Origin of the sequence: Escherichia sp. 10290, from assembly GCF_030295155.1 — a bacterium.
Lineage (GTDB): Bacteria > Pseudomonadota > Gammaproteobacteria > Enterobacterales > Enterobacteriaceae > Escherichia > Escherichia coli_F.
In genome coordinates this window covers 4265407-4277006 of the sequence record NZ_AP025741.1, presented here as the reverse complement: position 1 = coordinate 4277006, position 11600 = coordinate 4265407, and the positions used below count along the sequence as shown (strand labels likewise).

The window sequence follows — 11600 nt, the reverse complement described above, 5'->3', positions numbered from 1 at the left end:
TAAAAAAGGAGTTAGTCATGGTTAGTTTAGAGAAGAACGATCACTTAATGTTGGCGCGCCAGCTGCCATTGAAATCTGTTGCCCTGATACTGGCGGGAGGACGTGGTACCCGCCTGAAGGATTTAACCAATAAGCGAGCAAAACCGGCCGTACACTTCGGCGGTAAGTTCCGCATTATCGACTTTGCACTGTCTAACTGCATCAACTCCGGGATCCGTCGTATGGGCGTGATCACCCAGTACCAGTCCCATACTCTGGTGCAGCACATTCAGCGCGGCTGGTCATTCTTCAATGAAGAAATGAACGAGTTTGTCGATCTGTTGCCAGCGCAGCAGAGAATGAAAGGGGAAAACTGGTATCGCGGCACCGCAGATGCGGTCACGCAAAACCTCGACATTATTCGCCGTTACAAAGCGGAATATGTGGTGATCCTGGCGGGCGACCATATCTACAAGCAAGACTACTCGCGTATGCTTATCGACCACGTCGAAAAAGGCGCACGTTGCACCGTCGCTTGTATGCCTGTACCGATTGAAGAAGCCTCCGCATTTGGCGTTATGGCGGTTGATGAGAACGATAAAATTATCGAATTCGTTGAAAAACCCGCTAACCCGCCGTCAATGCCGAACGATCCGAGCAAATCTCTGGCGAGCATGGGTATCTACGTCTTTGACGCCGACTATCTGTATGAACTGCTGGAAGAAGACGATCGCGATGAGAACTCCAGCCACGACTTTGGTAAAGATTTGATTCCCAAAATCACCGAAGCCGGTCTGGCCTATGCGCACCCGTTCCCGCTCTCTTGCGTACAATCCGACCCGGATGCCGAGCCGTACTGGCGCGATGTGGGTACGCTTGAAGCTTACTGGAAAGCGAACCTCGATCTGGCATCAGTGGTGCCGGAACTGGATATGTACGATCGCAATTGGCCAATTCGCACCTACAATGAATCATTACCGCCAGCGAAATTCGTGCAAGATCGCTCCGGTAGCCACGGGATGACCCTTAACTCACTGGTTTCCGGCGGTTGTGTGATCTCCGGTTCGGTGGTGGTGCAGTCCGTTCTGTTCTCGCGCGTTCGCGTGAATTCATTCTGCAACATTGATTCCGCCGTATTGTTACCGGAAGTATGGGTAGGTCGCTCGTGCCGTCTGCGCCGCTGCGTCATTGATCGTGCTTGTGTTATTCCGGAAGGCATGGTGATTGGTGAAAACGCAGAGGAAGATGCACGTCGTTTCTATCGTTCAGAAGAAGGCATCGTGCTGGTAACGCGCGAAATGCTACGGAAGTTAGGGCATAAACAGGAGCGATAATGCAGGTTTTACATGTATGTTCAGAGATGTTCCCGCTGCTTAAAACCGGCGGTCTGGCTGATGTTATTGGGGCATTACCCGCAGCACAAATCGCAGACGGCGTTGACGCTCGCGTACTGTTGCCTGCATTTCCCGATATTCGCCGTGGCGTAACCGATGCGCAGGTGGTATCTCGCCGTGATACCTTCGCAGGGCATATCACGCTGTTGTTCGGCCATTACAACGGGGTTGGCATTTACCTGATTGACGCGCCGCATCTCTATGATCGTCCGGGAAGCCCGTATCACGATACCAACTTATTTGCCTACACTGACAACGTATTGCGTTTTGCGCTGCTTGGGTGGGTTGGGGCAGAAATGGCCAGCGGGCTTGACCCATTCTGGCGCCCTGATGTGGTGCATGCGCACGACTGGCATGCGGGCCTTGCGCCTGCGTATCTGGCGGCGCGCGGGCGTCCGGCGAAGTCGGTGTTTACTGTGCACAACCTGGCCTATCAAGGCATGTTTTATGCACATCACATGAATGACATCCAATTGCCATGGTCATTCTTTAATATTCATGGGCTGGAATTCAACGGACAAATCTCTTTCCTGAAGGCTGGTCTGTACTATGCCGATCATATTACGGCGGTCAGCCCGACCTACGCTCGCGAGATCACCGAACCGCAGTTTGCCTACGGTATGGAAGGTCTGTTGCAGCAGCGTCACCGTGAAGGGCGTCTTTCCGGCGTACTAAACGGCGTGGACGAAAAAATCTGGAGTCCAGAGACGGACTTACTGTTGGCCTCGCGTTACACCCGCGATACGTTGGAAGATAAAGCGGAGAATAAGCGCCAGTTACAAATCGCAATGGGGCTTAAGGTTGACGATAAAGTGCCGCTTTTTGCAGTGGTGAGCCGTCTGACCAGCCAGAAAGGTCTCGACCTGGTGCTGGAAGCCTTACCAGGCCTTCTGGAGCAGGGCGGACAGCTGGCGCTACTCGGCGCGGGTGATCCGGTGTTGCAGGAAGGTTTCCTTGCCGCGGCTGCGGAATATCCCGGACAAGTGGGCGTTCAGATTGGCTATCACGAAGCATTTTCGCATCGCATTATGGGCGGCGCGGACGTCATTCTGGTGCCCAGCCGTTTTGAACCGTGCGGCTTAACGCAACTTTATGGATTGAAGTACGGTACGCTGCCGTTAGTGCGGCGCACCGGTGGGCTTGCTGATACGGTTTCTGACTGTTCTCTTGAGAACCTTGCAGATGGCGTCGCCAGTGGGTTTGTCTTTGAAGATAGTAATGCCTGGTCGCTGTTACGGGCTATTCGACGTGCTTTTGTACTGTGGTCTCGTCCTTCACTGTGGCGGTTTGTGCAACGTCAGGCTATGGCAATGGATTTTAGCTGGCAGGTCGCGGCGAAGTCGTACCGTGAGCTTTACTATCGCTTGAAATAGTTTTCAGGAAACGCCTATATGAATGCTCCGTTTACATATTCATCGCCCACGCTTAGCGTAGAAGCTCTTAAGCATTCTATCGCTTACAAGCTGATGTTTACGATTGGCAAGGACCCGGTCGTCGCCAATAAACATGAATGGCTGAACGCAACATTATTTGCTGTGCGCGATCGTCTCGTGGAGCGCTGGTTACGTTCAAACCGTGCCCAGTTGTCGCAAGAAACGCGTCAGGTTTACTACCTGTCGATGGAATTTTTGATTGGCCGTACGCTTTCCAACGCCATGTTGTCACTAGGAATTTACGAAGATGTACAGGGCGCACTGGAAGCGATGGGATTAAATCTCGAAGAGCTGATTGATGAAGAAAATGACCCGGGCCTCGGTAACGGTGGTCTGGGACGTCTGGCGGCTTGCTTCCTCGATTCTCTGGCGACGTTAGGGTTGCCGGGGCGTGGTTACGGTATCCGTTATGATTACGGTATGTTTAAGCAGAACATCGTTAACGGTAGCCAGAAAGAGTCGCCAGACTACTGGCTGGAATACGGTAACCCGTGGGAATTCAAACGCCACAACACGCGCTATAAAGTCCGTTTTGGTGGTCGCATTCAGCAGGAAGGTAAAAAAACGCGCTGGATCGAAACCGAAGAGATTCTGGGAGTGGCTTACGATCAGATTATCCCAGGTTACGACACCGACGCGACCAACACGCTGCGTTTGTGGAGTGCGCAAGCCAGTAGCGAAATTAACCTCGGTAAATTCAACCAGGGTGACTACTTCGCGGCAGTGGAAGATAAAAACCACTCCGAAAACGTATCCCGCGTACTGTATCCGGACGACTCCACCTACTCCGGGCGTGAACTGCGTCTGCGTCAGGAATATTTCCTGGTTTCTTCGACCATCCAGGACATTTTAAGTCGCCATTATCAGTTGCATAAAACCTACGATAACCTGGCGGATAAAATCGCGATTCACCTCAACGACACCCACCCGGTGTTGTCGATTCCTGAGATGATGCGTCTGCTGATTGATGAGCATCAATTTAGCTGGGACGACGCATTTGAAGTGTGTTGTCAGGTCTTCTCCTACACCAACCACACGCTAATGAGCGAGGCGCTGGAAACCTGGCCGGTTGATATGCTGGGTAAAATTCTGCCGCGTCACCTGCAGATCATCTTTGAAATTAACGACTATTTCCTGAAAACCTTGCAGGAACAGTATCCGAACGATACCGACCTGCTGGGACGGGCGTCGATCATTGATGAATCCAACGGTCGTCGCGTGCGTATGGCCTGGCTGGCGGTTGTGGTGAGCCACAAGGTTAACGGTGTATCAGAATTACACTCTAACCTGATGGTGCAGTCGCTATTTGCTGATTTTGCGAAAATCTTCCCTGGACGTTTTACCAATGTCACCAATGGTGTGACCCCGCGTCGCTGGTTAGCGGTAGCGAACCCATCGCTTTCAGCCGTTCTGGACGAACACCTGGGCCGTAACTGGCGCACCGACCTTAGTTTGCTGAGTGAGCTGCAACAGCACTGTGATTTTCCGATGGTCAACCATGCGGTGCATCAGGCGAAGCTGGAGAACAAAAAGCGTCTGGCGGAGTATATCGCCCAGCAGCTGAATGTGGTGGTAAATCCGAAAGCGCTGTTCGATGTGCAAATCAAACGTATTCACGAATACAAACGTCAATTGATGAATGTGTTGCACGTGATCACCCGCTATAACCGCATCAAGGCCGACCCGGATGCGAAGTGGGTACCGCGCGTGAATATTTTTGGCGGTAAGGCGGCTTCAGCCTATTACATGGCGAAGCACATTATCCATTTGATCAATGACGTAGCGAAAGTGATCAACAACGATCCGCAGATTGGCGACAAGCTGAAAGTCGTGTTCATCCCGAACTACAGCGTTAGCCTGGCACAGTTGATCATTCCGGCGGCCGATCTATCTGAACAGATTTCTCTGGCAGGGACGGAAGCTTCCGGCACCAGTAATATGAAGTTTGCACTTAACGGCGCGCTGACTATCGGTACGCTGGACGGTGCGAACGTCGAGATGCTGGATCATGTCGGTGCTGACAATATCTTTATCTTTGGTAACACTGCGGAAGAAGTGGAAGAACTGCGTCGTCAGGGCTACAAACCGCGTGAATACTACGAGAAAGATGAGGAGCTGCATCAGGTGCTGACGCAAATCGGCAGCGGTGTATTCAGTCCGGAAGATCCGGGGCGCTATCGCGATCTGGTTGATTCGTTGATCAACTTCGGCGATCACTACCAGGTACTGGCGGATTATCGCAGCTATGTCGATTGTCAGGATAAAGTCGACGAACTTTACGAGCTTCAGGAAGAGTGGACCGCAAAAGCGATGCTGAACATTGCCAATATGGGCTACTTCTCTTCTGACCGTACAATCAAAGAGTACGCTGATCATATCTGGCATATTGATCCAGTGAGATTGTAAGTTCACTAAAAAATAGAACGGGGCCAAATCGGTCCCGTTTTTTTTCGCCTTTATTTCGGAGAAGTGTCCAGAGGGGCAAGGGGACTCGGGGGAGTATAATTTCGCCATTCAGAAAGAATGGAAAGAATAATGCAAAACAAAAAATGGATTTTGACCTCGCTGGTAATGGCTTTTTTCGGCATCCCCATACTGGCGCAATTTTTGGCAGCGGTTATTGCCATGCTGGGGGCCGGGCTTGCCGCTATTCTTGAGGCTTGCAATTTACTCTTTACGCCAACAATTTATCTTCTACTCAACGTCTTTATGCTGACGCTGGGGGCGATAATCCTATTTTTCTCTGGTCGCGTGTGGGCCGGTGATAGCGCACCAGAAAACAGAGAAATAGCCGTCTGGCGGCAATGCTTTTTTCTTTTACCTGCACTGTTAACTCTGGTTGGCTGGATAATCACGCTACATCTGGCAGATTATCAATTTCGCCAAATGGGAGCAGGTTGGTTGGCAGAGCTTATGCTCCCCTGGCTGGGAGTTTTGTTAGTCTCATTAGTCGGAGGTGAGTTCTGGTGGATAGTCATTATACCCGTTGGTGCGCATATTAGTTTTTCACTGGGGTATGGCTGGCCGACCAGATATCCTTTAACCGGCACGTACGGGTTACGTTGCCGTAATTCCCTCCTGTTTATCCTTCTCATGCTTGGTTTTATCGCTGGTTATCAGGCTTATTTATATAAACAGATTAATCCCGGCGTCGGTGTGCGTGAAAATATTGATATCTGGGCCTGGCGACCCGATAAACTCAATAATCAACTGCCGCCACTGCGTGGTAAACCGCAAATTCAGTTTACACAAAACTGGCCGCGACTCGATGGTGCTACAGCGGCGTACCCAATTTATGCTTCTGCCTTTTATGCGTTGAGCGTTATACCGGAAGATTTCCACACTTGGGAATATCTGGAGAACTCTCGTACCCCCGATGCATATAACAGGATTGTTAAAGGTGATGCCGATATTATTTTTGTGGCGCAACCTTCCGGTGGGCAGAAAAAACGCGCAGAGGAATCGGGCGTCACTTTGAACTACACTCCTTTCGCCCGTGAAGCATTCGTTTTCATCGTCAATGCGGATAACCCGGTTAATTCCCTGACTGACCAACAGGTGCGTGACATCTTCAGTGGCGCAATTACCAACTGGCGCACGGTTGGCGGTAACGATCAGGAGATCCAGACCTGGCAACGCCCGGAAGACTCTGGCAGCCAGACAGTGATGCAATCGCAGGTCATGAAAAATGTCCGCATGATCTCGCCGCAGGAAACCGAAGTGGCAAGCATGATGGAGGGAATGATTAAAGTTGTTGCCGAATACCGTAATACAAACAACTCAATAGGCTACACCTTCCGCTATTACGCAACACAAATGAACGCCGATAAAAATATAAAACTGCTAGCTATTAACGGTATTGCACCGACTGCGGAAAATATTCGTAACGGCAAATATCCGTATATCGTCGATGCCTTTATGGTAACGCGGGAAAATACTACGTCAGAAACACAAAAACTGGTCGAATGGTTTTTAACGCCGCAGGGGCAGAGTCTGGTGGAAGATGTGGGTTATGTACCGTTGCATACAACAATGAAATAACTTTTGAGAGAACGGAATCAGCGCGATGAATAAATTCATAGGCGTTTTACTGCTAGGTGCGGTTTTACTGGCGGGATGTGTCGACCGGGAAGGGTACTATAACAGCGTCAGGGAAGAAGAAAGCCATGGACTGACGTCTCTGCGGGGGCAACCAGAATTACGTTACAGCGATGATTGGTCAAGATGGCCGAGAGTGTACGGCGCTACAGCCTTATACCCGCTGTATGCTTCCGCGTATTATGAATTAGTACCCGAGCCAAAAGATAAGGATCGAACCTCGCTGGCCTGGCAGGCGTATGGTTTGCAACAAACCCGAACAGCTGAAGCCTACGATAGTCTGATCAAGGTTACCGCGACGGTTATTTTTGTTGCACAACCGTCGGAAGGACAGAAAAAACGTGCAGAAGAAGCAGGCGTTAAACTGAAATATACCGCTTTCGCCCGCGAAGCCTTTGTCTTTATCGTTGATATCAAAAACCCGGTTAATTCACTTAGCGAACAGCAGGTCAAAGACATTTTTAGCGGTAAAGTGAGTCGCTGGAATAAAGTGGGCGGCGGTGACGAAAGTATAAAAGTCTGGCAGCGGCCAGAAGATTCTGGAAGCCAAACGGTTATGAAGGGACTGGTTATGCAAGATACTCCAATGCTGCCAGCCAAAAAATCCACTGTTATCGATCTTATGGGCAGTTTAATTACCGAAGTCGCCGACTACCAAAACACAACATCTTCCATTGGATACACCTTCCACTATTACGTCACGCGTATGAATGACAATATGCTCAAAATGCGCAAACAGATCAAACTGCTGGCTATAAATGGCGTTGCACCTACAGAGGAAAATATCCGTAACGGCACTTATCCGTACATAATTGATGCTTATATGGTGACGCACGAAAACCCTACGCTGGAAACGCAGAAATTCGTCGACTGGTTTTTAAGCCCGCAGGGACAGCAATTGGTAGAGGATGTGGGCTATGTGCCGATTCATGACGCATCATACGAATCATCAGTGCAATAATGATGAATAAAATCAGACTTTATATTCCTCCGTTAATTCTTGGTTTTTTTATTGTGCCGTTGTTGGTGTGGCCGACGGTGGTTGCGCTGGCTGCTTCTGTTATCACGCTGAGTTTTCTGGGAGAGATACTGTTCTCTATCCCGCTCATGATCAGGCATATTTCGCTTCTGCAATTACAACTATGGTTATCGGCTGAATATGCGCTTTTCTGCTGTGCAATGGTGGGCGTTGGTTGGCAATTTGCGCGCAGAACGCCACCTGAATCGAAAAGCAGACTGCATTGTTGGCTGGTATTTGCACCGGTTTATTTCTGGTTGCTCCTGTGGAATATCATTTTCTATGTCGCGCCAGCGAATATTGCGTTGCTGGAGAATATGCGCAGTTTCTTTCTGACAGTTGTCTGGCTCCCACTAAATTTTTCACCATTTTGGTCCCAACCGTGGATTGACTTTGTCGGTCCAATAAGCGCACAGCTTGGTTTTGCGTTGGGATATTATTGCCAGTGGCGTAGCAAAAATAGAAGCCAGATACGGAAGTGGAGTGAGTGGGGAACGTGCCTGAGTTTTGTTACGTTGGGTATGATGGCGTGGGCTTTGCGGTAATTCCCTGACTCAAAAAGTAGGTCAGATTGTTGACAAAGTGCGCTTTGTTCATGCCGGATGCGACATGAACGTCTTATTGGCCTACAAGACCATGCAAATTCAATATATTGCATAAGCCACGTAGATACTGTTATGGCCTGCAAGTTTTTTTCTACCCCGGTTTCCCAGATTGCAGGCATGCCAGACACAGCGCCGTCAGGCGCTGTTTTTTTCATCCCTTCCGCGATTTTTACGCAGCTACCGGATTATGCCGTGACGCATCGAACGGGACCCCTGACTTCAGCACGCCATACGCCACCTGTGCCAGCTTGCGCATCATCGCGCCGAGAATCACCTTTCCTTTCTTGCCATTAGCCGCCAGACGGTCGCGGAACGCCCGTCCCCACTCAGTCTTACTGGTGGCTACCATTGCAGGCATATACAACGCCCTGCGAAGCGACACATGTCCGGCTTTACTCAACCGGCTTGCCCCTCTCACACTACTGCCTGATTCATAACGCCGTGGTGTCAGACCCGCAAAAGCGGCGAACTGTCTGGCATGGGCGAAGCGGTCCTTCAGACCTATATAAGCCAGTAATACCGCAGATGTTTTCTCTCCGATACCCGGGATACTTTCCAGCAGTTTCCTGCGGTGTTTCATATCCGGATCATCGTCTGTCAGGTCTTTTATCTGCTTCTCAAGACGCTTCAGCTCTGCTTCAAGCCACAGAAGGTGAGCATCAATGCTCGGTCTCTGGACTTCCCGCGCCGTTTCAGTGCGGTTCAGTTCCTGCGTGTGCATATCTGTCAGCGCCTGGTGGCGTACGACCAGGGCACGCAACGCGCGTTCAAGCGGGTGAGGCGCTTCCCAGGCTGCAGGGCGCTTCTGACGACAGAACTCTGCCAGCATGCGCGCATCCACGGTATCAGTCTTGTTACGCAGTCCTTCACTCTGAGCGAAAGCTTTACCCAACGCAGGATTAATGACTGACACTATGTAGCCAGCATCGTAAAGGCACTCTGCGACAGGTTCCATATAGGTGCCGGTCGCTTCGATGCAGATATGCGCATGGTCAATCTTGTGACCCTTCAGCCAGCTCACCAGCTCATCGTGCCCTTTAGTGGTGTTAGCGAATTTTTTGGTGCGATGACGACCATCAGGACGCAATACATCGACATCCAGTTTCTCTTTAGCGGTGTCGATACCGATATAATGAAGTTCATGTTCCATCGTGAAACCAACCTTGCAAATACGGATTACCGGGAAAACCGGTCCATGATACTGTCCGGTTTATCACTTTGGGAGAAAGGCAGTCCGCTGCATAAATCTACGCAACAGGTTGAAAACCTAAGGCCCGATACGGCATGCGGACTGCAGGCAGAGAAAACTGGCCGATTTTCTCTGCACAGGAGGGATAATACAAGGCCTGATAAGCGTAGCGCATCAGGCAGTTTTTTGTTTATCATCAGTCTCAGGTCAGATTGAAATCTGACCTGGCCACATTACGTTAATTTACGACGCCAGCGACAACCTCTGCTGCGTATACTCCCCTAGCCACTGACTCACACGGGATTGTTGCTGCGCATTCAGCCACATGCCTTGTTTTGTGCGACGCCACAGGGCATCGTCGGCGCGGCGGACCCATTCGTGATCCACAAGGTATTTCAGCTCCGCTTCGTAGAACTCATGACCGAAATCCTCCCCAAGATCGCTTACCGCCCCCGCATTGCCGAGCAGCAGCTCGCTGTTGCTGCCGTAAGTGCGCGCGTAGTGACGTGCCAGCGATTCAGTCAGGAACGGGTAACGGCGGCGCAGGCGGGCGGCATAATCGTCGCGATCGCCTTCAATGGCACCACCCGGCAGCACGCTCTCTTTCGTCCACGCCGGGCCAATGCCCTGATAATACGGCGTCAGTTTTTCCAGCGCGTGCTCCGCCAGTTTGCGGTAGGTGGTCAGCTTACCGCCGAATACCGATAACAGCGGAGCTTTGCCGTTTTCATCATGGATATCAAGGGTGTAATCACGGGTAATGGCCTGCGGCGAATCAGATTCATCATCACACAGCGGACGCACACCGGAGTAGGTCCAGACGATATCGTCCCGGCTTAACTGCTTTTTAAAGTGCGTGTTATACACTTTCAGCAGGTAATTGATTTCACTCTCTTCAATCTTCACTGCTTTTGGATCACCTTTGTATTCCACATCGGTGGTGCCGATGATGGAAAACTCGTCCATCCACGGGATCACGAAGACAATACGTTTATCTTCGTTTTGCAGAATGTAGGCTTGCTTCTGGGTATGCACACGCGGCACGACAATATGGCTGCCTTTGATCAGGCGAATGCCATAAGGTGAGGGTAGATGCATCCCGTCGTCGAAGAACTGCTTCACCCACGGGCCGGTGGCGTTCACGAGGCCGCGCGCTTGCCAGCTATATTTTTTGCCGGTATCGATATCTTCCGCTTCCACAATCCACAGGCCGTTTTCGCGGCGAGCAGAAGTGGCACGAGTACGGGTAAGCACTTCACCGCCTTTACGCACCACCATCTGGGCGTTGGCGAGTACCAGACGGGCGTCGTCTACCCAACAGTCGGAATATTCGAATCCGCGCTTAATTTCCGGTTTTAACACTGAATTTGCGCCAAAACGCAAACCGGTTGATCCCGGCAGGCTGGTGCGTTTACCCAGATGATCGTACATAAACAGACCAATACGGATCATCCACGCCGGACGCAGATGCGGGCGATGCGGCAGGCGAAAACGCATCGGGAAAGCGATATGGGGAGCCATTTTCAGCAACACTTCACGTTCAGCCAGCGCCTCGCTGACCAGGCGGAATTCATAGTGCTCAAGGTAGCGCAGGCCACCATGAATGAGTTTTGAACTGGCGGAAGAGGTCGCACAAGCGAGATCCTGCGCCTCCAGCATCAGCACGGATAAACCGCGTCCAGCGGCGTCTGCCGCGATACCAGCACCATTGATGCCGCCACCTATCACAATCAGATCTTTGGTTTCCATGCTGCCCTCATTCACTTTCGTTAAAGCTCATAAATGTTCGTTATCGAACATATTAGCAAAGAATCGCGCTTTGGGTAACATTGAAAAAACATTTTAGAGTGATATGTATAACATTATGGCGTTTATCTGCCGCTT

The 11600-nt window shown here is 50.8% G+C and carries 8 protein-coding genes; 6 read left to right on the top strand and 2 right to left on the bottom strand.

Annotation, left to right across the window (positions count from 1 at the left end; translation table 11 throughout):
* The first annotated feature begins 17 nt into the window (after positions 1-17).
* From glgC to QUE74_RS21610, 6 genes are all read left to right on the top strand, one after another.
* On the top strand, positions 18-1313 hold the full coding sequence (gene glgC, locus QUE74_RS21635) for a glucose-1-phosphate adenylyltransferase (RefSeq protein ID WP_000253975.1): 1296 nt from the start codon (positions 18-20) through the stop codon (positions 1311-1313).
* Positions 1313-2746 (top strand): glycogen synthase GlgA, encoded by a 1434-nt coding sequence (gene glgA / locus QUE74_RS21630; RefSeq protein WP_001197646.1) that lies wholly within the window; start codon positions 1313-1315, stop codon positions 2744-2746. Before glgC ends, glgA begins: the two co-directional genes overlap by 1 nt.
* An 18-nt stretch (positions 2747-2764) precedes the next feature.
* Positions 2765-5212 (top strand): glycogen phosphorylase, encoded by a 2448-nt coding sequence (gene glgP / locus QUE74_RS21625; protein ID WP_000993460.1) that lies wholly within the window; start codon positions 2765-2767, stop codon positions 5210-5212.
* Between the two features lie 126 nt (positions 5213-5338).
* On the top strand, positions 5339-6847 hold the full coding sequence (locus tag QUE74_RS21620; RefSeq protein ID WP_123058995.1) for a PstS family phosphate ABC transporter substrate-binding protein: 1509 nt from the start codon (positions 5339-5341) through the stop codon (positions 6845-6847).
* A gap of 25 nt (positions 6848-6872) precedes the next feature.
* Positions 6873-7865, top strand: a complete 993-nt coding sequence (locus tag QUE74_RS21615) for a PstS family phosphate ABC transporter substrate-binding protein (RefSeq protein WP_001031831.1) — start codon at positions 6873-6875, stop codon at positions 7863-7865.
* A complete protein-coding gene (locus QUE74_RS21610) occupies positions 7865-8467 on the top strand; it encodes a hypothetical protein (RefSeq protein ID WP_000981269.1) in 603 nt (200 codons plus the stop codon). Before QUE74_RS21615 ends, QUE74_RS21610 begins: the two co-directional genes overlap by 1 nt.
* 229 nt (positions 8468-8696) lie before the next feature.
* Here the strand turns inward: QUE74_RS21610 and QUE74_RS21605 are convergent, their stop codons facing one another.
* The gene (locus QUE74_RS21605; RefSeq protein WP_000399629.1) at positions 8697-9677 is read right to left on the bottom strand and encodes an IS110-like element IS621 family transposase; all 981 of its coding nucleotides are present in this window, start codon (positions 9675-9677) and stop codon (positions 8697-8699) included.
* Positions 9678-9959: 282 nt separating this feature from the next.
* Positions 9960-11465 (bottom strand): glycerol-3-phosphate dehydrogenase, encoded by a 1506-nt coding sequence (gene glpD / locus QUE74_RS21600; RefSeq protein ID WP_000448126.1) that lies wholly within the window; start codon positions 11463-11465, stop codon positions 9960-9962.
* Positions 11466-11600: the final 135 nt, after the last annotated feature.